The organism is Haloplanus aerogenes (genome assembly GCF_003856835.1).
In the GTDB taxonomy this organism is placed as follows: Archaea; Halobacteriota; Halobacteria; order Halobacteriales; family Haloferacaceae; genus Haloplanus; species Haloplanus aerogenes.
Genome location: NZ_CP034145.1, coordinates 928,376 through 953,492 on the forward strand (window position 1 = coordinate 928,376; position 25,117 = coordinate 953,492).

Below are 25,117 nucleotides of genomic sequence, written 5' to 3' on the forward strand. Positions count from 1 at the left end.
ACGCGCAAGCAGCCCCAACGGAGGCGTTGTATGTACCTCGGAATCGACACCCACAAACGGTACTCGCAGGTTGCCGTCGTCGACGGCGACGGCAACCTGCAAGACGAGATTCGCTTGCCAAACGACCGCCTTGACGAACTCGCCGAGCAGTACACCGGTGCTGAAGCTGCTATCGAAGCATCCGGTCACTACCGCCCGATCTACGAGATGCTCGACGAGCATCTCGATGTTACCCTCGTTAACCCATCAAAGAATCGGATCATTGCTGATGCGGCAGTCAAAACCGATCGCGTCGATGCGAAACGACTCGCACAGATGCTTCGGGCGGGTATGCTCGCTGAGAGCTACGTGCCACCGGACGAGATCCGCGTTCTGCGGGATCTCGTCCGGACTCGGAAGTCCCTCGTCGAAGCGCGGACAGCTGAGAAAAACCGCGTCAGAGCTGTCCTTACACGCACCGACAACACCTACGACAGCGAGTTGTTCGGGCCGACTGGTCGAGAGTTCCTAGCGGAACTCTCTCTCAGCGACGTGGATCGAGCAATTCTCGAGGCTCACCTCTCCATCATTGATGAGTACGACCAGCAAATCGAGAGGCTGGAAGAGAAGGTCGAACGGAGAGTACTGGAATCGCCAGCAGCCCAGCGGCTGCTGACGATTCCTGGCGTTGGGCAGTATACAGCCGCCGTAATCGCCGCTGAAGTCGGTGAAATAGAGCGATTTGACGAAGACAAGCAACTCGTGAGTTACGCTGGGCTTGATCCAGTCATCCACCAGTCTGGTGACAAAGAGATACGTGGAAGCATCAGCAAAGAGGGCTCAGCGCCGTTGCGCTGGGCCCTCGTCCAGTGTGCCAACATAGCTGTTCGATGTGACGAGTATCTCGGGAATTTCTACACACGGTTGAAACAGCGGAAGAACCACCAAATCGCAATCGTCGCAACGGCTCGGAAGATGCTGGTCTCGATCTTCCATATGCTCACGCGGAAAGAACCATACGATCCACCGGGGGTGAGTGCCTGAGCGATCGGTCCGATCGCTCAGGCACAGGCTCACTTTCCGTCCGCACAGCGACCGCTACAGCACTCACGTGTCCCCGCCCTACCAGGTGACGAACCCGTCGCAGATCACCGTAATCTGGTGATTTGCAGCAATGTATTCGGGTGAGCCAAGGCTCACCCAAATAATTATCAACAGTCACCCGCTATTTCTCGGTGCAGGATTTTCATAGGTGGTAATTAGAGCGCAGTTTCGAGGATGGTTTTGAGCGCTTCTTTCCCCGGTTTTCGGTAGACACGACGACGAAGTTGAAGCGCTCTGAGATACGGCGTAATCTTGTCCTTGGAGACGCCTCGATGGGGCGAGAGCCAGGATCGCGCCAGCGATCCGTGGCTCTCGCAGGTATCGACGTGAACGTCTCCATCGGCGTATTCGCCGTCGCCGTGGACGACGTATTCGCGGTCGAATGCGTCGTCCTCATCAAGCGGTTCGTACGCTCGAAAGCCGTCGGTGTAAACGGTCAGCGACTCCTCTTTGCGGTTCGCAAGCAGGAGTCGAATCGTCGATTCGTCGGCGGCTTTCGCTGGCAGAACGTAGCGGTCGCCAGTGCCGCGATCAGCCAGAATGAACACGGGTAGCTTGTCCTGTTCGTACGATCCTCGTCCACGCGTGGAGAGCCCACGCGAGCGCGACGGTCGGTCGCGCTCGCGGCCTTTGAGCCCGGCTTTCACGTACAGTTCGTCGATCTCAACTGGCCCTTCGAGTTGTGGTCGAGGCGCGTCCAGCGCTTCCTCCGGGCGCTGGACGCGCCGGTACACCGTTTTGTAGGAGACATCGATTTCCACGTCTAACTGCCGAAGACTGGTGTTGAAGCGGATGTACGTGTAGACCGCGAGAAACCACTTCCTGAGTTCGACCGCTGAGTGTTCGAAGACGGTGCCAGTTTGATCGTTGAATGTGCGGTCACAATTCTTACAGCAGTATCGCTGGAACACTCGATAGCTGCCGTACCGAATCACGGATTCGGCACGGCAGCGTGGGCAATAGACGCCGTCACGCCAGCGAACCTGTGCCAGCAGGTTCGCGGCGCGACGCTCCGAGACGAACGTCTTGAGTGGAATCATGCTTTCGTCGGGTGGCGCGGACGCGCCACCCTTGCCCGCTACGACTTTCAGCTACAGCTGCGGCCTGACCAACAATCCTCTACCCATGAGCGATAGTATTAGACTGACTCGGGATTGCTTGACAACTTATAGCGAATCCTAGAGCTATCCATATAATATGCATACCCCAAAATGCATTACTCGGTGCGAAGCCTGCAATTAAAAACGAAACCAACGTCAAAAATAATGGCAAAGCAATTTCATTTTTGCCAGAAAACCAGTGATAGGCGAGGACATCAATCGATTTCCCGATCACGATAATCGCAAATAAAGCGCCAACAATGCCAAGCTCGGCAAGGAGTTGGAAGGCCCAATTATGTGGCGAGAAAACACCAGAAGTAGCAATAGGAATCTTCGCCACAGTTGGTGGGATATTGCCGATCCCCACACCCATTGGCCATGACATCAACAGAGTGGGGGTTAACGTCAATAGTTGCCACCGAATCCATAGACTTGAACCGTATAAAAAAGGATTCTCCAACAGAGGCACACAAATCACACCGAAGAGAATCGCAATTACGCTTAGAGTGCCGAATCGATAAACACGAAATGTGTGTCGAGTTGAAGAGCGCTGCTTGATAGCCGCAACGTAGAGGAGGCAAGACAAGACAAGAGCAAGAAATGCGCTTCTCGTTCCATTATATGCTATAATTGTTGCTACAATTAGTACTACCAGTGCGCTTAATAAGTGATCAAATATGTTCGCATGTCTGACTTTGTAAATGACAATTGGAGTCGAAAGTGCAAGAAAATAACTGAAGTCATTCCTATTATGCCATAGCGCCGTTGTTCCCCGAACTGTCGAGAAGTTATCCAACGCCAGTCGACTAAAGCCAAAATGTGTCCCCGTAGCTAATTCCCAAGTTGCCACCAATAGCGTGATCGCAACAGTCAATGGAATTATCCAGAGAGTTCGTTCCAGTTCAAGACGGGTGCGTAACATAAGAACAATCACAGCAAATTCGACTAGATGCTGCCCCATCTCAACAAGTACCGGGGTTTGCAATCCCGCTGGGGAAGCTATTACTGAAACAGACGAAGAATAAAGAAAGATTCCAATCGGTGCGAAAGATAACAATGACAAGCGAATACGAGGATTGCGAGATAGATGGACGCAAATGATGAGCGCCGCACCCACATAATTCCAAAATCCGAACAATTTGAATCCGATTAGGACCCAATCAGGAATTATAGGTTCAACTAACGCAGAGAGAAGAAATGCACTGACGAAAAGTGGGACGATCAGTGTCCGATTTTTGTGTTCGTTCATTAGAGCTGGTCGCGATAGATGTTGATCAGTTGTTTTGCGACTTGCGCCTGATCGTGATGTTGTTCCACATAGTCACGACTTTGGCGTCCAATTTCGTTACGGAGATCTGGATCACCAATCAACGTAAGCAAATCCTCTTTAAGTGAATCTAAATTTGTGTTGACGATCGGGATGTTATCGGGATACCGACTCATCAAGTCGCCGCGGACGTAAGCCATGACCGGCTTACCCAGTGCCCAACCCTCTAACGCGACAACTCCATACCAGCCCTGACGAAGAGCGTCAACGATGATATCTGCTTTGCTGAGTCGGTCCAGCGCTTCAGTATGCGACACTCCTTCAATTATGTCTAGTATCACCTCACCAGTTCTAAATGAACTGACAATTTCAATTAGTTCGTTTGTTCCCTTAAGATAACGATTGGTTGGGGCGTGAGCAATTCGAATTGGCCCTTTAGACTCGGGATAACATGGCTGAATAGACTGGGTATCGACTGCCCGCGGCACGCGTTCAACTGTATCAAAATATGGCGCAATATAATCTTCGAGTTCATAGTACTGAATCAGCGCAACATCAATCACATCAGATAATTGTTTCAACCGGCTCTTCCGTCGAGCGTCTGTAATAGAGCTGGGATAGCGCTTTGAATCTAGATATGGATTCTTATCTGCACAATCGGCAATAATCCGAGATGAACTTCCCGTAAAGGACATCACACGCAATTTGTTTAGCTTGCCTGCCAACCTCAGATCAAGATAGTTCGCGAAAATTGATTTTGAAGAAAAATAATGAAATACATCAAATTTTGGCAGTATTTTCAGGGTTGTCATTAATCGATCCATGCGGGACTTCCATAAATTTGAACATTCCCCGTTCGGCCAAATTACGATGTCATATTCATACTCAAATTCGTGCTCTGTTTTTGATAATGTCGAAACAGAGATGCCATGTTTGGTCAAGCCATCGGCATAGGCAACCAATTGCCCAGCAACACCCTCTGGGCCTAAAAGAACTCTCATTAGAAGAATAGTCTTCACTGATCTATCTAACAGTTGTGGTCTGTAAAGAAGATGCTAACTGGTTACAGCTTCATTTGATCATGTCGTAATGCCTCTGTGAACTTGTCCAAATCTGATCGACGCTGGATGGAGACACTATTTGAATTTCTATCGATCACAAAATTGATGATCCACAGAAAGAAATTTACTAAGTGGCATTGAAGAATAGAATGAATATTTATGCACAGTCTGCACCTGACAACAGCACATACGCCGACGGACGTTCGTATCTTCAATAAGGAGGCAATTAGTCTTGCAAACGAAGGATTCGATGTCGGTATCCTCGCTCATGACGCTCCAGCCCAAGATCAAAACAGAATCCAATTCTTCGATCTTGGATCGTCTCAAACACGCGTTGACCGGTGGAAGAACATCCCGAAGGTCGCTCAAATCGCGAAACGTCTCGACCCGTCAATCTACCACTTCCATGACCCGGAGCTGATCCCGGTCGGACTCTATCTCTCCCGAACGACGGATTCGGCCGTAGTGTACGATGTCCACGAGGATTACGGGCATATTGCTACGACACGAGAGTGGATTCCAAATCCTGTATCGGGACCGCTATCGTACATACTCCCCAAAATTGAAGGGGCCACAGCAGAGCGCTTCGACGCGATCGTAGCAGTTTCCGATTGGATCGCCACTCCGTTCCGCGATCGGGGGATCCCTGTTACGGTTGCACACAACTTTCCACGGACGGAATCGTTACCACCAGCTAACAATCTGGTAGAACGAGATCGGGAATATGTTCTCTGTTATGTTGGTGGGCTCCAAGAGTTGCGCGGGATCTATCGAATGCTTGAACTCCTTGAAACGTTATTGGAGCGTAACATCGATGTCGAGTTATGGGCACTCGGGAAATGGTCACCGGACGAGAATCATGCACGCGTGGATCGATTTATCCAACAACGGAATCTCAAGCGATACGTTCGATTTCCCGGGTATCTTGCGTACGATGAGATGTTCCAGCACCTCCATTCGGCTGATGTGGGGCTCGCATTGCTTGACGTTGAACACTATAAGAAAGGTGTTCCGACAAAATTCTTCGAATATCTCTATGCCGGATTACCGATCGTCACCACACCTGTCGACGCAGTAGACGCATTTATGCCGGAACAGTACTGCCACGTCGTTCCGCAAGGAGACACGGAGGCTACGGCAGATGCCGTCGAAACGGCCTTAGAACGAGATTACGATCCTGTTCAAATGCGCTCACTTGTCGAGGCAGAATATAGCTGGGAAACTGAAGCTGAGAAACTCGTTAACCTATATGAAGACCTACTCGGATGATTTATTCAATACTTCCACGATCTTTTTACTTGCAGTTCCATCCCCGTACGGCTCGGAGTTTGAAGATAATTGAGGAGGATTCGCTAGTGCCTCACGAATCGCGCCGGCATCTGCTCCGACTAGAAGGTTTCCACCTGCCTCAATCGTCTCCGGCCACTCTGTCTCCTCACGTAATGTAATACAGGGGACATCAAGGAAGAACGCTTCCTTCTGGATCCCACCGGAGTCCGTTACGATGACCTCTGCACCGGCCTGAAGTGAGACAAAGTCCAGATAGCTGACTGGGTCGATGAGCGTAAGCTCTTCCTCCGTCATCGCCAGCAAATCATATCGCTTCAGCCGATCGATCGTCCGTGGATGTGCCGGGAACACGACGCGACGCTGATCAATAGCGAGACTCGTGATGATCGTTTTAAGTCGCTCCCGATCGTCGGTATTCCGAGGCCGATGCACCGTCGCAAGGAGATACTCCTCGTTCGCAACACCGAGATCCTCACGAATAGTCGAGCGATTCTTAGCTTCTTCGCGTGCCCACAGAAGTGAATCATACATCACATCGCCGACATTGTATACCTTCTCTGTGATTCCCTCGCTTTGGAGATGATCAACAGCGCGTTCGCTTGGCGCAAACAGGATATCTGACGCGTGATCTGTCAGAATTCGATTTATTTCTTCGGGCATCCCGCGGTTGAAGCTTCGGAGTCCTGCCTCCACATGTGCCAATTCCAAATCAAACTTCGATGCAACGATGGCAGCTGCAAGTGTTGAGTTTGTGTCTCCGTAACAGAGCAGGATATCTGGTGCATACTCCTCGACCACCTCTTCCAGTCCAATCATCATCCGCGCAGTTTGGGTCGCGTGACTCTCGGAACCGATTCCGAGGTCGTAATCCGGTTCCGGAATCCCCAGTTCTTCAAAGAATATGTCCGACAACTCTTCATCATAATGCTGTCCGGTGTGAACGAGAACTTCGTCGTGTGTAGCCCGCAATTCGCGTGAGACTACGAATGCCTTGATGAATTGTGGTCGAGCACCGACGACGGAAAGTACATCCATAATAGGTAGCATTAACCGCAGCGGCCAATTATATTATCCGATATGGTTATCTCGTTCCATTTGAGGCAGGTCATTTTGAGTTGTTCAAAGGGATTCCTGGTAGACCGTATATGATTGCAGCTATCCTACCGGAATATTGCCGTTGATCCGTCACATATATTTGGCTTAAAAAGAGATATGCTCCCAACCTGCCAAATATATCTGAGTGCCAAAAATACCATCCATAACATGAACCACACGATAATTGGGTACGAATACACGGAAGATTCCGACGAGCCACACATTGGATCTGACCCGACGATTCGAGCCGGGACGATCATCTACAACGATGTCGCCATCGGCGACCACTTCTCAACGGGCCACTATGCGCTTGTCAGAGAATTGACTGAGATCGGCGACGACGTCCTCGTTGGAACCAAGGCCGTCATTGACGGCCGCACGACTGTCGGATCAAACGTGAGTCTACAGACTGGCGTATACGTCCCATCCCACACGACGATCAAGGATCACGTCTTTCTCGGTCCACACGCCGTGTTGACCAACGATCCCTATCCAATTCGAGGGGATGCCGACCTCGCTGGACCGAAAATCGAAGAACACGCGTCTATTGGCGCGAACGCGACTATTCTCTCAGACGTGACGGTCGGAACCAAATCATTTGTTGCGGCTGGTTCCGTTGTCGTTGATGACGTACCGCCGGAAACTCTCGCGATTGGTGCACCCGCGGAACACCGATCGCTACCCGAAGAGGTCCCGCAGAGAAACAAGCTATGACGATACCAATCGCCAACCCGACGATAAGTGAGAAGGCGAAAGCGCGTGTTGAGGCCGTCCTCGACAGCGGAATGATTGCGGACGGACCGGAAGTCCGCAAGTTCGAAGACGAATTCGCTGACTACTGCGAAGTCGAATATGGAGTCGCGACGGCAAATGGAACCGCCGCACTCCACGCTGCCCTCGAAGCACTCGGAATTGGCGAGGGAGATACTGTGTTGACAACTCCCCTTTCCTTTGTCGCCACCGCGAATGCAATCCGCTTTACCGGAGCAAAACCGGTATTCGCCGACATCAACCCGGAGACATACAACCTTGATCCCGACGCAGCTACGACAGTTGCACGCAAACACGATGTCGACGCGATCATGCCGGTTCACCTCTACGGACTGCCAGTAGCCATGAACCCGATCCAGGATCTCGCGAGCGACCTTGACATACCAATCGTTGAGGACGCAGCTCAGGCACATGGCGCGACCTATGGTGGCGATCCAGTAGGATCGCTTGGGGACGTGGCGTGCTTTTCGTTTTACCCGACGAAGAACATGACTACAGGAGAAGGCGGGATGATCGTCACCAATCGCGACGATATCTTCGAGGCAGCTTCCCAATTCGTCAATCATGGTCGGACCGAGTCGTATGAACATGCAATGCTCGGTCACAACTTCCGAATGACGAGTATGGCGGCGGCCATCGGACGTGTCCAGCTAGACCGCCTTCCCGAGTTCATTGAGACACGCCGAGAGAACGCCGCCAAACTGACTGAAGGTCTTACCGAAACAAGCGTCGCCACTCCAACTGAACCGGACGGGCTGAAACACGTATATCACCAGTACACAATTCGTACCGACAGCAGAGATGAATTACAAGATCACCTAGACGATCATGGGGTTGGAAACAACGTGTACTATCCGAAATGTATTCATGAGCAACCGGCTTATGATGGTATCAAGGTGACTGCACCCAAAGGCGAGGCTGCCGCGATGGAAGTTCTCTCACTTCCCGTTCATCCCTCCGTCTCGGCTGACGATCGCAATTGGATTATCGAGTCAATCCAAGACTATGACACGGAATAGAACTGATGTTGGCGTGATCGGCGTGGGGTCGATGGGCCAGCACCATGCACGCGTATATCGTGAGCTGAATGACGTGAACCTCGTCGGGGTTGCCGACGCTGATGCGGGGCGCGCGAGTGCGGTTGCCGAGAATCACAACACCGAGGCGATGGAAACGAAGGCTCTGTTGGAGCACGTGGACGCCGCCTCGGTTGTCGTCCCGACTCAGTATCACTACGAGATGGTGACAAGGTGTCTAGACCAGAGTGTTGCGACCTTCGTCGAAAAGCCGGTTTTAGGGTCGCTTGAGCGTGCCAACGATCTCCTTAGCCAAGTTGAAAGGGCAGACGTGCCTCTCCAAGTAGGTCACATCGAGAGGTTCAATCCTGCCGTAATCGCTCTCTCTGAGATTGTCGAGGATCTGTCTCTCATCAGTGTTCGCGCTCGGCGACTCGGTCCAGAACCGGATCGGAAGATCAAGGATAACGCAGTGATCGATCTGATGATACACGACATCGATATTGCGCTGTTTTTGTTTGGCGAGACACCTATCTCAGTTTCTGGATCCAGTACTCGTGGGGGCCGCCATGCAAGTGCACTTCTTGAGTTTGATAACGACCGGGTGGCGTCACTTACTGCGAGTCGGAAGACGCAACGAAAAGTTCGAATGCTTGAAATCACCGCTGAAGAGTGTTTCATTGAGGTAGACTACCTCGACCAGTCAATTGAGATCCATCGAAACTCGATCCCGAGGTACATCGAAAAAGATGGCGATGTCCGGTTCAAACACGAGAGTATCATCGAGAGACCGGTCGTACAGAACGGAGAACCGTTACGGAAGGAACTCGAATCATTCATAGAGGTCGTCGAGACAGGAACGACGCCGGAGGTGACAATCAAAGACGGACTTGATGCGCTTTCAGTCGCACTGGAGATTGAGCAGAAAACTGGCCTCAAATCGCAGAGTGCCTCGACTGATGACTGACGCCAACAGCTCTCGAGAGGGCTTCGGATCACTATACGGAGCGTCCACAGATGAGGGCGCTCAAAAGGAAGCATTCACGAGTGGAAAATTTCCAGTTGCAGTCTACGGTCTCGGCAAAATGGGGCTTCCGCTGGCAGCTGTGTTCGCGGAGATTTGTGGGAATGTCATAGGGGTAGATATCGATCCCGATGTCGTTTCCAGTCTTCAGAACGGGGATTGTCATATTAAGCAGGAACCTGGTCTCGGTTCGCTCGTCGCCGATCTTGTTAATAATGATTCGCTCCAAGCGACGACGGAGCCGCGTGAGGCAGCTCGAGATGCATCGATTCACGTCGTTATCGTTCCAACACCAATCACTGAACAAAAAGAGCCAGATCTTGCAATCCTTGATACGGTGATCGCAGATATCGCAACCGGATTGACCGAAGGCGATATCGTGCTCGTCGAGTGTACAGTTCCTCCCAAGACCACTGAGACGCGTGTTTTCGAGCGACTTCTCGGCGAATCGGATCTTAACCGAGGCGAATTCGGTGTCGCATTCTGTCCGGAGCGAACCTCTTCAGGACGAGCGCTTGAAGACATCCGCGGTGCGTATCCGAAAGTTGTTGGTGGGATAGATGATGAGAGTACTCGCGCCGCGAGCGTAATTTACGATACGATCAATTCGGAGGGAGTACTCACGGTGTCAGATGCGACGACTGCAGAGGCAGTGAAACTATTTGAAGGACTCTACCGAGATGTCAATATAGCGCTCGCAAACGAACTGGGACAGTTTACTGACGAATTAGGTATTGATGTTCGCGAAGCGATCGATATCGCCAACACACAGCCATTCTGTCACATACACAATCCGGGGCCTGGCGTCGGCGGACACTGTATCCCGTATTATCCGTATTTCTTGATCAAACCGTTCGAAACGCCTGCACCACTCCTCTCCGCCGCACGAGAAGTAAACGATTCGATGCCGTCGTTTACCGTCGCCAAAGTTCGGGAAGGCCTAGAGTCTCAAGGGATCGCGATTGAAGATGCGAAAATCGTAATTCTGGGCTTAACATATCGTCCTGGCGTCAAGGAAATTCGGGCTTCTCCAGCAATCTCCATTAGTCAGGAACTATCGGCTTTGGATGCTGAAGTGTTTGGAATTGATCCATTACTTGATTCATTTGAGGAGTTTGATATCCAACCGATTGAACAGGACAAACTCTATGAACTTAGCGTAGACGGCCTTATCCTTGTGACACCACATGAAGAATTCGAACAAATTCAGTGGACAGAACTTGATGATCCGGCCGTAATTATTGATGGGCGGGCATCACTAGAGAATCTAGAAACAGATTCCTGGGTATACACGATTGGTAGGGGAAAGCAGATTGGGAAATATTCGTAAAGTTGTAATTCCTGCCGTGTTGAATAGCGATCTAATCGGCTCATATCACGGAGTAGAAGGACGAAGCCGAGGAAATCGATTCTGTCTATGGAAGTCGATCTCCTCGACTTCGTTGAGCAGTGTCGGCACCTAGCCAAACAAGCGTTGGGAAAGCACGCGGGCGAGCCCGCCAGCGGCGGGTTCGCCCGCTGGAAGCACGTCGTTCTCCACTGTTTCCGGCTTGAAGACGGCCACAGCTACCGTGAAACACCGAATCGGCTACAGTATATGACCGAGATTTGTGATGCACTTGGTCTAGATCCGGACGATCTGCCTGACTTCACCACCCTCTACAAATCGTTCGACCGGCTGGAAATGTGGGTCTGGCGGGCGCGTTGCTGCGCGTTTCAGCGCAGCAACACCCGCAGTCTGGCCACGCTGCACTCGACAGCACGTTCTTCGACTGTCGCTCGGCCTCGTCGTATTACCGCCAGCGGTCGGGAAGTAACGTCCAAACGCTGAAAGTGACGACGTTAACCGATAGAGAATCTCTTGTTGTCCTTGACGTACACATCTCTGCTCGGTGGAAACACGATACGAAGACCGGGCCGCAGGTCGTCCGCCGGAACGCGGACGACCTGCTATCGGTGGCCGCCGACAAAGCCTTCCACAGCTGGATCACGAAATACGAGTTCTACGCCCTCGGTGTCGAGCCACTCATCTTACAGCGTGGATCGAGACCGTTGACGCTAGGTCATAACGCGCTCATCCGGGCAAAAGGCTACTCTCAGCGCTGGATGGCCGAAACGTCGTATTCGACAACGAAGCGCTCGCTCGGCGATGCCGTGCGAGCGCTCGGCTGGTATCGACAGTTCCGTGAGATCGTCCTCATGTTCGCCATCTCCAACATAGAACCGCTGTGTGACCCACTCTAACCGTGACTCAGCATCTATTCGACACGGCAGTAATCCTGCCCTGTTGAATAGCGGTGCTGGCGTGGATGGTTAGAATTTGAGGTGGCTGGTGAGAGGTTGATGCCAGCGATCTCAAAATCGGCGCTGCTTCACCTCAGCTCGGAGGTAGCTATTCAAGACGGTAGCATTTGCAACAGCACAGAATTCATAAAAAAGCCAAATCAATTCAAAGTCATGCGTGCCACGCGGCTGAATGAGTTAGATGTAGATCCGGGTGCAATCTCAACAAACTTTAGTCATATCGATCACATGTATTCGGGCCGCCTATCTGAGTATTATTATGCTAGATTTGACCAAGCGCTGAATCAATCAGATCTCGCTCCAGATGATTCCGTTTTGGAGGTTGGAGGAGGCACAGGGGTTTTTTTATTGTCACTTCTGGGTATGGTTAATGAAGTACATTTCTCCGATATATCGCGAGAAAACCCTCACTTTTCAACACCTTCAGGATTGCTTGATATTGCTGGAAAAGACCCTAAAAAGGTGAGATTTACTGTTTCAGACGCAACAAAATTGCCATATTCAAGTAATTCATTTGATAAGGTATTTGCACTTGATGTTCTAGAGCATATTCCCGAAGAGCAAGTTGCTATCCATGAATTAGGTCGGGTCACTGCTCCCAACGGCAGAGCCATCATCTCTGCTCCTATCGAAGTTGGACCGCCAGTATTGGTTCGGGAGGTATACCGTTTTCTGGATGGAAACCGGCGTCAAACAGAATCGATCAAGGAACTCTTAGCAGCAGCATTCGGGAGCCCAATCCACGAAAGGAATGAAAACCATCGAGGATATGATTATAAACAAACAATTAGGTGGCTAAATAAGGAATTTACACGGGTTTCCGTAGAATACTGCCCATATCCAAAGTTGGGTCGGCTGAATCCAACAGCAATAATCACGGCATTTTTGTGACATCGTCAAGGGAGATACCAACGCTTATCAGCGTATAGATTGGTTAGGTCCCGTCGGAGCCCAACGATGCAAGTATCGTTCGCCACGGAGGCACCTAATCTGAGCTATTCATCTTTCCAGTGTTGTCAAGTCTGTCGAAAATAGCAGAGTAGGAGTTGAAGTCGTTCTTAATACCACGGCTAAACACACCACTAACCGTCATTAAGAGATCCTATTAGTTCGTCACCTCCGAAGATGATAAGTTGCTAAGAGCGAGTCATAACCTATGGTAGATGAAGTTCCATTTGTAGACATCACAATCGATGACGAGATGATATCTGAGGCTGTAAACGTACTAGAAAGCGGACGTCTTGTAAAGGGCCCCGAATGCGAGGCTCTTGAAAATGCATTTGCTGATCTATGCTCAACCGATCATGCAATTGGTGTCTCGAACGGGACTGCAGCTCTTCTGTTGTCAATGAAGGCACTTGACATCAATCCGAGGGATCAAGTGTTTGTTCCGGGGCATACGTACTTTGCGACGGTTAGTCCTGTCCTTGAACTCGGGGCAGACCCCGTTTTTGTTGATGTTGATCCTGACCGCTACACGATGGATCCTGAGCTGTTGAAAGACGCCATAGATGAAGCTACGAATCCGGAGGCAATCGTCGTCACACATATGCACGGTCAACCGGCGGAAATGGATGCAATTCTTGAGATCGCTGATGAATATGGGCTTACAGTTATTGAGGACGCAGCCCAAGCGCATAGGGCGATATATGATGGTCAGCCAGTCGGATCATTCGGTGATGTTGGTTGTTTTTCTTTTTATCCCACGAAGAATATGACCGTTGGCGGTGATGGTGGCATGATTACGACGGATGATCCCGAACTCGCGGCTGAAGCCCGTGCTCTCAGAAATCATGGTCGCGATGAGAGCGGAAAGCACACTCATCTCGGATTAAATTACAGGCTAGATGAGGTCAAGGCAGCCATTGGTCGAGAACAACTCACACGTCTTCCTGACTGGATACAGGCTCGTAGAGAGGCAGCTTCACAGTATAATGAACGACTACAAGATATTAAGGAGGTCATCCTTCCAGAAACATATCCTCAGTCAAAACACGTGTATCATCACTATCCAGTATTAGTACCCGCAAGCGAACGGGCGGGGTTCAGAACACACCTTGACGAACACAGGATCGGTACCGGGATCCACTACGAGGAGGCAGTTCACCAACATAAAGCCGTTCGTGATCGGGTCAAGAACACTACCCTGCCAGTCGCGGAAGATATCTGCGCGCGGACCGTCTCTCTCCCCATGCATCCACAGTTGAGCGAACCAGAGGTTAAGTACGTCTGTAACCGAGTGGGGGGGTATTTCCAATGAAACTTGGAGTGATCGGTACAGGGTATTGGGGGTCGAACCACGCACGCGTCGCCGTGGAACTTGAGGAAGATGGCCTCATAGAAGAGGTCATCTTTTGCGATCTTGATGAGGATCGCGTTACAGAACTCGCTTCTAATTATGGGGTTGAATTCGTCACCGATTATCGAGAATTGATCTCAAGAGTGGATGCTGCTGTTATTGCCACTCCATCGCATACCCATAGAGACATAGCTATAACGCTACTCTCAAACGGCGTAGATTGTCTTGTAGAGAAGCCATTAGCGATTCACAGTGATACAGCATGGGAAATCGTTGAGACCGCGAATCAAAATAATCGGACACTTGCCGTTGGACATATTTTTAGATATCATCCTGCGTTACAAGCTGTCAAAGAGCGGATCGATCGAGGAGAACTCGGTCATATCAAATATCTTCATACGAATCGGTATTCCTTCCGTGTTCCCCGGGAATCAAGTGGAGTCCTACATCAACTAGCAGTTCACGATGTCGACATTTATCGCTATCTTTTGGGAGGCCATCCCGATCGGATATTCTGCGCTACGAACTCTTGGATCCGGGACGATATTGAGGAGACAGCGACGCTAACACTCAACTATGAAAATACCATCGGCACGATTAATGAGTCGTGGCAAGTCCCCGTATTCGGAAAGAAGCGCGAACTTATTGTTATCGGCACGGAGAGATCAGCCTATATTGATTACTTGAAAGATACCGAATTCGAGATATTTGACTCCCGAATTCGGCGTGAAGATGGTGAGTACCGTGCGATGGAAGAAGGTCAGACAACTCATGAGACACGAAACGCGGAGCCTCTTCGAGAGGAAGTTACAGACTTTCTTATGGCAATTGAGAATGACCGATCACCTCTTGCCAGTGGGCAGGTTGGAGCTGAAGCGATCTCGCTTTTGGAGCGGGCCGCTGAATCAGAGCGGACGAATAGCGCCGTCTCTGTTGGAGCGGATCAATTCCGTATGAGTGAATAATATCAGCAGTTCAGTCCCGATAGTCGATAATCTTCGCTGGATTGCCCGCTACAACAGCGTTTGGTGGGACATCGTCAACGACGACCGCCCCTGCCCCAACCATTGCGTTCTCTCCAATGTCAACAGGCATGATCACAGCACCGGTTCCAAGCGACGCTCCTTGACGGACCGTCGTTGATTCCCAAGCGTCTGAATTGCCACTTGGAGGGTACCGGTCATTAACAAATTTAACGCCATGGCTAACGAAGACATTCTCTTCTATTTCAACTTTTGAGCAAATGAATGCGTGTGATTGTATCCGCGTTTCTCGCCCGATTATTGCATTTTCCTGGATCTCTACTAAACTCCCGACCATACACTCTGAACCGATCTTGCAACCATACATATTGACGAATCGCCAAATTCGGCAGTTAGACCCAATCTCTGAGTCTTTGATTGAAACGAAATCGCCAATCTCTGTCCCCTCTCCAATATCACAGTTTTTGATCTGTTTTGTCTCCATATCTATTTGTCTAACAGGATGGAACATATACGTTCGTACTCAGAGAGATCATCAGGTGCAGCAGACTCACTACAGATTCCCTAAAAGAGGAAACCTGATTATCTGTGGGAGAAGATGCTCCACCGAACCAATATATTTATATTCAAAAAACGATCCTATCGATTGATGACTACCGATAACTCTAAAATAACTTCGGTTTCAATTATTATTCCCACACATAATGAAGAACAGACTATCGAAAGCTGTTTGGATGCGTTAATTTCTGCAGATTGTGAAAGTCACAAAGAAATTTTAGTTGTTGACGGTCAAAGCGAAGACCGGACTCGAGAGCAGATTTCATCGTATGAGCAGGCCCATCAGTGTGTGTCATTATATGATAATCCTCAACAAACAACACCACACGGCATAAATATTGGTCTTGAAAACGCGACTGGTGAGGTCGTTTCTTTTATTAGTGGCCACAGCATCGTTTCCGAGCAATTTTTCAATCACATAATGACCGCATTTGATCGTGCGCCTGATGCTGATGTGGTTGGTGGTCGAATGGTTCCCTCCCCGGAGACCTACTTTGAACACTCAGTGGCAGCCGCACTCATCTCTCGATTAGGAGCAAGTAGTTCACGGTTCCGGCCTGTAGAAGGCTATGTTGAGACGGTGAACTTCGGGGCTTACCGACGTGAAGTTATTGAGACCGTTGGAAAAATGGATACTGACCTCCCACGGGCACAAGATTATGAGTATAACAAGCGAGTTCGTGCCGCTGGCTTCCGTCTCTATCAGTATCCAGAGTTACAAATTAGCTATGTCCCCAGATCAACTCCATTAGCACTTGCAAAACAGTATTATGGCAACGGGTACTGGAAAGCCAACGTCTTCAATAAATTAGACGAATATCCGCTTCCACCACGTGTTTGTGGCTTAGCTATGATCATACTTGGTAGCGTCACTATTCCGTTGTGGCCACTGATGCTCGGAAGTTACCTTATCATTATTAATTTTGTAGCTATCTCATCGATTAGAACGTCGAAAGTAGGGACAGATATGAAGCATATTCCCGGAGCTGTACTCGCATTGTTCATAATGCACTCCAGTTTTGCTTTAGGAATCCTGCACGGCTCGATTTCTCCATAGAAGCTATATGAATTTTAACTATTTCTATAACGGTGAGGAATAACGGGGGCAACAGGAAATTATGAATCATTTCAGAAAACAATGCCCAATTTGTAAGCTGCTCACTGTTCGTTCAGCGACATTCTCAAGCAACTTTCCGGGAAGTCCCGTCAATCGTGGAGACTATACCGTATCCACAAAGACAAACCTAAACGTGCAGACGACCAGTCAGGCAACACTCGTGAATAGCCACCTTGTCTTCATTTAGACTGTCAATGAAAAAATGCATTTCGATGGGTGCGTATCATTCATCCGCAAATCACCTTCCTCTCTTGAGTCGGTAGTTTTTCCTATCGCCTGTGCAAGGCACTCCGGACTCCATTGTCCTACTCACGGAATGCCCTGTCGCTACGGAATCAGGGGTGTTCCTTTCGCAGTTATCACCGGTGATCTCAGTATCGGGATAAATTCCAAACCGGCTTAATCAACAGTGTCAATACAGAATTCTTATCGGCCCTGGAAAAAGAATTCGAGATCATGAAAGCCGTTGTACTCGCGGCTGGGAAAGGCACGCGCCTCCGGCCGCTAACTGAAGATAAGCCCAAGGGAATGGTCGAAGTCAATGGGAAGCCACTCATCACTCACTGTTTCGACAAGTTGATTGAACTTGGTGCGGACGAACTCATCGCCGTTGTCGGCTATATGAAGGAGGTCATCATCGATCACTACGGCGACGAGTACGATGGCATCCCGATTACCTACACCCACCAGCGAGAGCAGAGGGGACTCGCCCATGCCCTCCTGACAGTCGAAGAGTACATCGATGACGATTTCATGTTGATGCTCGGCGACAACATCTTCCGGGCGAATCTCCAGGACGTGGTCCGCCGACAGCACGAAGACCGTACGGACGCCGCTTTTCTCGTCGAGGAAGTGCCGTGGGAGGAGGCCTCCCGCTACGGCGTGTGTGACACCAACCCGTATGGAGAGATCACAGATGTAGTGGAGAAACCGGAAGATCCACCGAGCAACTTAGTGATGACTGGATTCTATACCTTCTCGCCAGCAATCTTCCACGCGTGTCACCTCGTTCAACCATCGGAGCGCAACGAGTACGAAATATCCGATGCCATTGACCTTCTCATCCAGTCGGGGCGGACTATCGACGCTATTGGCCTCGACGGCTGGCGGATCGACATTGGGTACCCTGAAGACCGCGAGGAGGCTGAACGACGCCTCTCAAGTAGTGCGGACTCCAACGCCGTGACGACGACTAAGACAGCTGATCCAGCGGTTGAGACGGGAGAATAATACGCCGGATCATCTATTCTATCTTAAACCTGTGTTGCGATTTCTGTAGACTCTCTGCCAAAGGTCTATATCTCGTGGCGGAAACCAGTGCGTATGAAAGCAGTCGTACTCGCAGCGGGGAAGGGACGGCGACTCTGGCCGCTCACAGAGAACCGGCCAAAGCCAATGCTCCCTGTCGCAAACCGACCAATTCTTGAGCATATCATCGACGCCCTTGTGCAGACAGAGATCACCGAGGTGATTTTAGTTGTCGGCTCGAATCGAGATCGGATTCAAAGTCACTTCGAAGACATCTACGCCGGCTTGGATATCTCGTATGTTGTCCAAGAAACACAGTTAGGAACCGGACATGCGCTGCTACAGGCAGAATCACGACTCGGTGAATATTTTATAGCATTAAATGGCGACCGGATCATCGATACGGCAGTTATTGATGCAGTCATCGATCGCCGGGAAGAGACAAACAGGCCAGTAATGGCGATCACCCGCATTGAACGACCGAGTCGATACGGGGTCGTGGAACTTGAGGGCCAAACCGTCGTTGGGCTGGAAGAACAGCCACATCCCGACCTCACAAAATCAGATTACATCAACGCTGGCGTCTATGCCTTTGGTCCCGAAATCTTCGCTGGCATCCGTCGCATTGAGACGCACGGCGAACAGGCACTGACAGATGCGCTGGCCACATTTATTGACGACCGACGACTTGAAGCAGTTCGCTACCAAGGAACGTGGCTAGATGTCTCGGAACCGTGGGATTTACTCACAGTCAATAATGCGCTTCTTAGGGACCGATCAGAAGACGCTATCTCTGAGAGTGCTACGATCGACACCTCGGCAGTAGTCAGAAATCCAGTAGCTATTGGGGAGAATACGGTTATTCATCCACAGGCAGTCGTGTTGGATGGCGTCAGTCTTGGTGACAACGTTAGTATCGGCGCCGGTTCGATCTTAAAAAACACGATTATTTTATCTGATGTGACAATCAAGAGTGGAACTGTCATGACAGATTGTATCGTTGGGGCAAATACGACACTCGGTCCAAACACGACAGTTGAGGGGGGACATGCTGACGTTGTCCTGTCGGATACAGTGCATCACGATGTCACACTTGGGGGCCTAATTGGCGATAACGTGGCTGGGGGAGGCAATGTTACCATTACCCCGGGGACGATCGTCGGGAACACCACCACACTCGACAGCGGGACCTACGTATCGGGCCGGATTGACGATGGCAGTCACGTACAACGGGGATAATCGCATGTGTGGAATTATTGGTTACATCGGCCCAGATAACACGGGACGGATCGTCCATCAGGGACTCAAAAATCTCGAATATCGAGGGTACGACTCAGCGGGAATCGCACTCACCGGCGAGACGCTTACGCTCGCCAAAACAGAGGGAGAAGTTGACGAACTCACAGCACCACAGTCAGCTGACGCCACGATCGGGATTGGCCACACGCGGTGGAGTACGCATGGCGAGCCGACCGAAACAAACGCCCACCCACACACAGACTGTACTGGCGAGATCGCGGTCGTCCATAATGGGATCATCGAAAACTACGATGCCCTTAAACGGGAACTCAGCGAGCAACATGTCTTTCAGAGTGAGACCGACACCGAAGTGATTCCGCATCTCATCGAGACACATCTTGCTGACGGTATCTCCTTACTGAGCGCGGTTCAGCGAACGACCAAACAACTTGAGGGAAGCTACGCGATCGCTGCAACAGCAGCTGGTCACGATGGAATCGTCGTTGCACGCGAAGATAGTCCCCTGCTGATCGGGCACAGCGATAGCGCGACGTTCATCGGGAGTGACGCCACCGCGTTCATTGAGCATACGAATCGGGTTACCTACCTCGAATCAGGTGACATCGCTCACCTGACTACGGATGACATCGCGATCTATAACGACGGGGAACCCGTTGAACGACCGACCGACACCCTGGACTGGGATGCCGAAGCCGCGGGCAAGAGTGGCTATGAGCATTATATGCTCAAAGAAATCCACGAACAGCCGCGCGCGCTTCGGCAGGCAATCTCCGGTCGAATCGACGACCTAGCTACGAGTGTTGACCTCGAAGTTGATCTCCCGACGGAGTATCTTCAGTCCATCGAAGAGATTCAGATTATCGCCTGTGGAACCTCATATCACGCCGGCCTCTATGCGAAAGAACTCCTCGAAACGCACGCCGAAGTCCCGGTTACTGTCCACATCGCCAGCGAATACGAGTTCAGGGGGGACCGCGATCCGTGGCGGACACTGGTGCTTGCCATCACGCAGAGTGGTGAGACAGCAGATACGCTCTCGGCACTCCGCGAGGCCATTCGGGCAGGCGCACGAACACTCGCACTCACCAACACGCTTGGGAGTACGGTGACCCGGGAAGCTGACGATACGATCTTTATTCGCGCCGGGCCGGAGATTGGCGTCGCAGCAACCAAGACCTTCGTCTCCCAAGTCGCGACCGCCACACTACTCACGGTATATTTAGGACAGGTTCGAGAGACGCTGACATCGCAAGCAGCGACGGAGTTTCTCGAAAGTCTCCGTGATCTTCCTGGGGCTGTCCAACAGGTGTTAGACCAAGAACCGACCATCAAACGCGCCGCCAAAACCTACGCAGACAGTAAGGCGTTCTTCTATGTTGGCCGGAAAACAGGCTACCCAGTGGCGCTTGAAAGCGCCCTCAAACTCAAAGAGATCTCCTACGATCACGCAGAAGGCTTCGCCGCTGGCGAACTGAAACACGGACCACTCGCGCTAGTGACACCTGATACACCCGTTATCGCAATCCTTACTGACCAAGCGGCAGCCGAGAAGACCGTCAACAACGTCAAGGAGGTCGAATCCCGTGGTGCGGCAGTCATCGGCGTAGCTAGCGACCCAGCAATAACAACCAATGTCGATACTATGTTCGAGATTCCAGCCTGTGGGCCGTTAGAGCCAGTCGTTGCGAATGTCGCTCTCCAACTATTTGCGTACCATGTCGCAAACAAAAAAGGACGGCCGATCGACAAACCGCGCAATCTCGCAAAGAGCGTGACCGTTGAGTAAGGGCACTCTGTTCAACGGTTCTAAATGACTGTCTCGTGGAGGCCCGCAGGCTTACCTCACTGTCACTCGCTAATCGGAGATGTTCGTGATCACGGGAGGTCTCGCCTCTCGAACGATCTCATTGGCCGGGCTACAGTCCTATACAGGGAATAAAACGAGCGTTTCACCAGCGTATCTCTGATGGCTTGGGACGAGTTGAATCTTGAACACCACTTTCGGTGGAAACTTCCAGAGCAGGATTTCACGGCGTGGCCATTTTAGTAGAGGTTACCGTCCGACTCTTTGGGAATCCAATTTCCGAAATGGTTTAGTCGCTCTGTTAGCCACTATCGGGCAACATGCGTACTGGTGGGTGCGATGTCATTGATTGATGACGACGGGAATCTATTTGGCGTTATTAATGTTATTGACGCACTCGTTGTACTCTTCGTCCTCGCCGTTATCGCTGCAGGGGCCGCGTTCCTACTGCAACCGGCTGACTCAGGGCCAGATCGCAGCTCAACCCATGTGACGCTTGAGTTAGGGACACAGCCAGACTATCTAATTGCTGCGATCAACGAGGGAGACACATACAGTCCGAATGGAAACACCCAACTCACAGTCACTGATGTCCATCTCACGCCGGCGGATGACGGCACACGGGTCATCGTCCGCGCGGAACTCCAAGGCCCGATGACCGAGGGGGGGGTCGTCTACGCCGATGCCCCACCGCGCTTAGGACGGAGCCTCGACATTCGAACGAATCGATACGTCGTGAGTGGACAGATACGGGCGATCGGTGAACGCGATACGCTTGCGGTCGACACAGCGACGGTTGTCCTCCGAGATACGATGCCAGCCTCCGATGCCCGAGAAGTCGCGGTCGGTGATGAGATCCGCATCGCTGGCCGTACGGTCGCGACGATCAACGATGTTGCCGCCTATGCGACTGGCAATACTACCGAGCGGATGGTGTTCGTAGAAGCCACCCTGCAAACGCATCAAGAACAGGGGCAGGCCCAATTTGGTGGAACGCCACTCCGGCGTGGGCAAGTCGTTCCGCTCCCAACGGAGGACTACATGTACAACGGCCGTGTTGAACGCGTTGGTGAGGGATTCGGCCGGGGGAGCGAAGACGTGTTACTTGAAACGGTTGTAGACGTTGAGACGGCCAACCGCATTGCCGAGGGAGATGTTGCCACCGTCGCGGGGCACCGAACAGCAGAGGTTGAGAGTGTCATGACCTATGCCACGCAGAATCCGGATCGAAAACGAGTATTCGTGGGCGTCTCGCTGAGGACACTCGGATATGGCGAGCGCGAACAGTTTGGGTCGACACCGATCCAACGGGGTAATACTATCAGTCTCGAGGCGGAGAGCTACCAGCTATCGAGTTCTATCGAACGTGTTGGGGCGGTTGAACCCCGGGGCACATCGACAACTCGCACCGTTGTCCTCCGGATGAACGAGGTTCGCGAAGAGTTTGCAGAGTCGATCCGACCAGGGATGACCGAGCGTGCAAATGGAAAGACGATTGCGAGGATTACCGATGTCAATGTGGATCCCTCACTCATTATCACCACCGGCCAAAACGGCTCGGTAAACGTTGTTGATCATCCCATTAACCGTGATGTGATGATCACTGCTGAACTCCGCGTCCGTGAGACGACCAGTGGCATCCGCTTCAAGGGCCAGAGTATCCGGCAACGATCACAAATCGTCATCGACTTGGGAACAATAACGATTGAGGCGACGGTCATCTCTGCGTAGGATAGTATGCCGGCCCACGATTCAGACACGACACCGAAGTCCGATTTGCTGGCTGGTTCCAAGACCGTGGCTCTCTTGCAGTCGGTCCATGAGACGGCCGCCCCTCGACTCTCCACGCTGGGGTCGTGGACGGGAAGCATTATCCGCAACTCTTTGATCTATCGCTGGTTGACCACGGAACCTGAGCCCGAAGTCATTGTCATTGATCTCCAAAACACGCACACGATAGGACCGTTTATTACTCTCTTGGACAGTATTGTCGATGCGTTGGTTCCCTATTTTGAAGAATCGCACCTGAAATCCAGTATCGATGTCCTCGCTACTTGGGCAACTACGGTTGCTGACAGCCGTATCGGTCACCTGCTTGTGAGATTCTTTGAACCGCCAGCAGCTCCTGACCAGACAGAGCAGACGAATCACCACGACGATTCAGAGAGAAACTGACATCCTCCCACGACTGAACAGTAGGTGCCGAAGTAACTGAGTCGTCGTTTTCGTCGTCGGTGACCGACCAGCAGTATGATCCACGTAACCGAGACGAAACAGCTGTCTCGTGCTGCTTCTTCGCTGCTATTCACGGGGCTCAACTTGACCACGAAACCGAACGGACAGTATCCGAGCGAGGACTTCGAGAAAGTCCTCGCTCGGAGCATCTTCGACGATGAATTCGTCTATACGACCGCGAAAGAGCTTCAACTTGCTCGGTGTGAACACATCGATCACCAGCACCGCAGTCCCCTCGCGAAATCGCTTCTCTACCACCTTCGGAACCTCAGCCCGGACGCCATCGACGCTCAGTTCGATGGCGTCCGGGCAGCAACGTTCGCTCACGACCACCCTCAGCGGGCGTTCGCTCGGCCAGTCGACGTTGCACTCAACATTCACGAGTGGCTCTACTACGGCTCGGCCAACACACCGTACGTCTGCGCAATTAATCCAGACCGCAGAACGAATCTCGCCTACGCGTTCGTCACGCTCTGTATCGTCGATCCGGCTGTTCGGTTTACACTCGCGTGGGAGTCGATCGAGACGGATGACTCCCGCACGCTGCGGGAGTCCATCCCCCAAGTCATTACCACTGCACGGCAGTTCGTTCGAATTGTCTGGTGACCAACCGTGATGTCTCGGTAGAATTCGCCGAACCGCTTGCGGAGGCGTACCGGCGTCGCTGCGGAATAGAGACGTCATACCGGAAAATCGGAGAGTTCCTTCCGCGAACGTCGTTGAGTGGTTAGCGTAACATCTGACCACTTGGGATGAACGTATCGATCCAGCCAACAGCGAAGCTCAGTCGGTAGCTCAACCGGAGGAACGTCTCGGTGAGGAACTCTCTGAAGTGATCTTTGTCCTCGAAGATCGTAGGTGAAATCTCGCGCTTGATATCCTTCCACAGCGGTTCGATTGCGTTCAACGTCGGCGAATACGGTGGGATGAAGACGAACTTGATGCCGAGTTCGTCGGCCCGTTCCTGTGTGACCCGCGCGTGATGGGAGCCGTAGTTGTCCGCCACGAGCAGAATCCGCCCCACCGGGTTCTGCTCGCGAATCTCCTTGAGTGCCACCACAATCGTCTCCTTCACCAACCGCTTTTTGAACGTGATCACGCTTTGGCCAGTCAGCGCGTAGAATCCGATCGACCGCCATGGAAACGTAACCAACGGCTTCTCAATCGTTACAGTCCGGTCGAACGACCACATTCGTTGAGAATTCTCGAACGGTTGCAGCCACGACTCATCGAAAAAATCCGAAGACGACAGGCACCTCCTCGGCTTCATCGTCGTCCTCGCCGAGCGCCTGCACGAGGCGCTCGGCGAGCATCTCCTCTGCATGGTCGGGACGCTGGGTCCAGCGGACGTGGCTTTGCGTACTTCATCCCGGCACCCCGAAGCTTCCGGCTGAGGTGTGCCGGATGATACGTGACGCCGTAGCGTTCCTCGATGAGCGCGTGAATCAATCGCGGCGTCCAGGGTTGGCCTGCCTCGAGAATCCCACAGAGTTCCTCGAATTGTGCTGCGGTGAGCTTCGGCGGCGGCCGGCCGCCGAAGCTCGGCCACAACCCGTCGACACCACCGTCATTCCACGCGTGTGCCCACCTGTGCGTCATGGA

The 25,117-nt window shown here is 51.7% G+C and carries 23 protein-coding genes and 1 pseudogene; 17 read left to right on the forward strand and 7 right to left on the reverse strand.

What is annotated here, in order from left to right:
* Positions 1–30 precede the first annotated feature (30 nt).
* Positions 31–1,023 (forward strand): IS110 family RNA-guided transposase, encoded by a 993-nt coding sequence (locus DU502_RS04875; protein ID WP_121919515.1) that lies wholly within the window; start codon positions 31–33, stop codon positions 1,021–1,023.
* 215 nt (positions 1,024–1,238) lie between these two features.
* On the opposite strand, the gene DU502_RS04880 is transcribed toward DU502_RS04875, so the two are convergent.
* The 3 genes from DU502_RS04880 to DU502_RS04890 form a co-directional block, all read right to left on the reverse strand.
* A complete protein-coding gene (locus DU502_RS04880; protein ID WP_121919514.1) occupies positions 1,239–2,123 on the reverse strand; it encodes an IS1595 family transposase in 885 nt (294 codons plus the stop codon).
* A gap of 79 nt (positions 2,124–2,202) precedes the next feature.
* Positions 2,203–3,432 (reverse strand): O-antigen ligase family protein, encoded by a 1,230-nt coding sequence (locus DU502_RS04885; RefSeq protein WP_124897020.1) that lies wholly within the window; start codon positions 3,430–3,432, stop codon positions 2,203–2,205.
* The gene (locus DU502_RS04890) at positions 3,432–4,469 is read right to left on the reverse strand and encodes a glycosyltransferase family protein (protein ID WP_124897021.1); all 1,038 of its coding nucleotides are present in this window, start codon (positions 4,467–4,469) and stop codon (positions 3,432–3,434) included. Before DU502_RS04890 ends, DU502_RS04885 begins: the two co-directional genes overlap by 1 nt.
* A gap of 201 nt (positions 4,470–4,670) precedes the next feature.
* On the opposite strand from DU502_RS04890, the gene DU502_RS04895 reads away from it, so the two are divergent.
* A complete protein-coding gene (locus DU502_RS04895) occupies positions 4,671–5,780 on the forward strand; it encodes a glycosyltransferase family 4 protein (RefSeq protein ID WP_121919513.1) in 1,110 nt (369 codons plus the stop codon).
* Here the strand turns inward: DU502_RS04895 and wecB are convergent.
* On the reverse strand, positions 5,769–6,836 hold the full coding sequence (gene wecB / locus DU502_RS04900; RefSeq protein WP_121919512.1) for a non-hydrolyzing UDP-N-acetylglucosamine 2-epimerase: 1,068 nt from the start codon (positions 6,834–6,836) through the stop codon (positions 5,769–5,771). The two genes, DU502_RS04895 and wecB, sit on opposite strands and share 12 nt — an antisense overlap.
* A 228-nt stretch (positions 6,837–7,064) precedes the next feature.
* Between wecB and DU502_RS04905 the strand changes: the two genes are divergently transcribed.
* From DU502_RS04905 to DU502_RS04940, 8 genes and pseudogenes are all read left to right on the forward strand, one after another.
* Positions 7,065–7,610: an acyltransferase gene (locus DU502_RS04905; protein WP_121919511.1), complete on the forward strand. Its 546-nt coding sequence runs from the start codon at positions 7,065–7,067 to the stop codon at positions 7,608–7,610.
* Positions 7,607–8,686, forward strand: a complete 1,080-nt coding sequence (locus DU502_RS04910; protein WP_121919510.1) for a DegT/DnrJ/EryC1/StrS family aminotransferase — start codon at positions 7,607–7,609, stop codon at positions 8,684–8,686. Before DU502_RS04905 ends, DU502_RS04910 begins: the two co-directional genes overlap by 4 nt.
* Positions 8,673–9,650 carry a Gfo/Idh/MocA family protein gene (locus DU502_RS04915; protein WP_121919509.1) on the forward strand — a complete coding sequence of 326 codons (978 nt, stop codon included), beginning with the start codon at positions 8,673–8,675 and terminating at the stop codon, positions 9,648–9,650. The genes DU502_RS04910 and DU502_RS04915 overlap by 14 nt, the downstream gene beginning before the upstream one ends.
* On the forward strand, positions 9,643–11,037 hold the full coding sequence (locus tag DU502_RS04920; RefSeq protein ID WP_121919508.1) for a nucleotide sugar dehydrogenase: 1,395 nt from the start codon (positions 9,643–9,645) through the stop codon (positions 11,035–11,037). The genes DU502_RS04915 and DU502_RS04920 overlap by 8 nt, the downstream gene beginning before the upstream one ends.
* Positions 11,038–11,124: 87 nt before the next feature.
* Positions 11,125–11,951: pseudogene (locus DU502_RS04925) on the forward strand (IS5 family transposase).
* A gap of 99 nt (positions 11,952–12,050) precedes the next feature.
* Positions 12,051–12,902 (forward strand): class I SAM-dependent methyltransferase, encoded by an 852-nt coding sequence (locus DU502_RS04930; protein WP_121919507.1) that lies wholly within the window; start codon positions 12,051–12,053, stop codon positions 12,900–12,902.
* A 265-nt stretch (positions 12,903–13,167) separates the two neighbouring features.
* Positions 13,168–14,271 (forward strand): DegT/DnrJ/EryC1/StrS family aminotransferase, encoded by a 1,104-nt coding sequence (locus DU502_RS04935; RefSeq protein WP_121919506.1) that lies wholly within the window; start codon positions 13,168–13,170, stop codon positions 14,269–14,271.
* On the forward strand, positions 14,268–15,275 hold the full coding sequence (locus DU502_RS04940; protein WP_121919505.1) for a Gfo/Idh/MocA family protein: 1,008 nt from the start codon (positions 14,268–14,270) through the stop codon (positions 15,273–15,275). Before DU502_RS04935 ends, DU502_RS04940 begins: the two co-directional genes overlap by 4 nt.
* Positions 15,276–15,285: 10 nt before the next feature.
* Here DU502_RS04940 and DU502_RS04945 read toward each other — a convergent pair whose 3' ends face one another.
* Complete coding sequence (locus DU502_RS04945; RefSeq protein WP_121919504.1) at positions 15,286–15,777, reverse strand: acyltransferase; 492 nt, start codon at positions 15,775–15,777, stop codon at positions 15,286–15,288.
* A gap of 165 nt (positions 15,778–15,942) precedes the next feature.
* Here DU502_RS04945 and DU502_RS04950 point away from each other — a divergent pair, with 165 nt between their 5' ends.
* The 7 genes from DU502_RS04950 (at position 15,943) to DU502_RS18535 (ending at position 24,121) form a co-directional block, all read left to right on the forward strand.
* The gene (locus tag DU502_RS04950) at positions 15,943–16,908 is read left to right on the forward strand and encodes a glycosyltransferase family 2 protein (protein WP_158601137.1); all 966 of its coding nucleotides are present in this window, start codon (positions 15,943–15,945) and stop codon (positions 16,906–16,908) included.
* 516 nt (positions 16,909–17,424) lie between these two features.
* On the forward strand, positions 17,425–18,198 hold the full coding sequence (aglF, locus tag DU502_RS04955) for a UTP--glucose-1-phosphate uridylyltransferase AglF (RefSeq protein ID WP_121919502.1): 774 nt from the start codon (positions 17,425–17,427) through the stop codon (positions 18,196–18,198).
* Positions 18,199–18,291: 93 nt separating this feature from the next.
* On the forward strand, positions 18,292–19,455 hold the full coding sequence (locus DU502_RS04960) for a sugar phosphate nucleotidyltransferase (RefSeq protein ID WP_121919501.1): 1,164 nt from the start codon (positions 18,292–18,294) through the stop codon (positions 19,453–19,455).
* A 4-nt stretch (positions 19,456–19,459) separates the two neighbouring features.
* Positions 19,460–21,262, forward strand: a complete 1,803-nt coding sequence (glmS, locus tag DU502_RS04965; RefSeq protein ID WP_121919500.1) for a glutamine--fructose-6-phosphate transaminase (isomerizing) — start codon at positions 19,460–19,462, stop codon at positions 21,260–21,262.
* Between the two features lie 357 nt (positions 21,263–21,619).
* Positions 21,620–23,011, forward strand: coding sequence for a DUF4330 family protein (locus DU502_RS04970; RefSeq protein WP_121920106.1), 1,392 nt, complete (start codon positions 21,620–21,622; stop codon positions 23,009–23,011).
* Between the two features lie 6 nt (positions 23,012–23,017).
* Positions 23,018–23,455: a hypothetical protein gene (locus DU502_RS04975; RefSeq protein ID WP_121919499.1), complete on the forward strand. Its 438-nt coding sequence runs from the start codon at positions 23,018–23,020 to the stop codon at positions 23,453–23,455.
* 144 nt (positions 23,456–23,599) lie between these two features.
* The gene (locus DU502_RS18535) at positions 23,600–24,121 is read left to right on the forward strand and encodes a hypothetical protein (RefSeq protein ID WP_199722670.1); all 522 of its coding nucleotides are present in this window, start codon (positions 23,600–23,602) and stop codon (positions 24,119–24,121) included.
* 121 nt (positions 24,122–24,242) lie between these two features.
* Here the strand turns inward: DU502_RS18535 and DU502_RS04990 are convergent, their stop codons facing one another.
* Both DU502_RS04990 and DU502_RS19030 read right to left on the reverse strand, forming a co-directional pair.
* Positions 24,243–24,785: an IS630 family transposase gene (locus tag DU502_RS04990; protein ID WP_158601136.1), complete on the reverse strand. Its 543-nt coding sequence runs from the start codon at positions 24,783–24,785 to the stop codon at positions 24,243–24,245.
* The gene (locus DU502_RS19030; protein WP_121919497.1) at positions 24,782–25,114 is read right to left on the reverse strand and encodes a helix-turn-helix domain-containing protein; all 333 of its coding nucleotides are present in this window, start codon (positions 25,112–25,114) and stop codon (positions 24,782–24,784) included. Before DU502_RS19030 ends, DU502_RS04990 begins: the two co-directional genes overlap by 4 nt.
* Positions 25,115–25,117 lie beyond the last annotated feature (3 nt).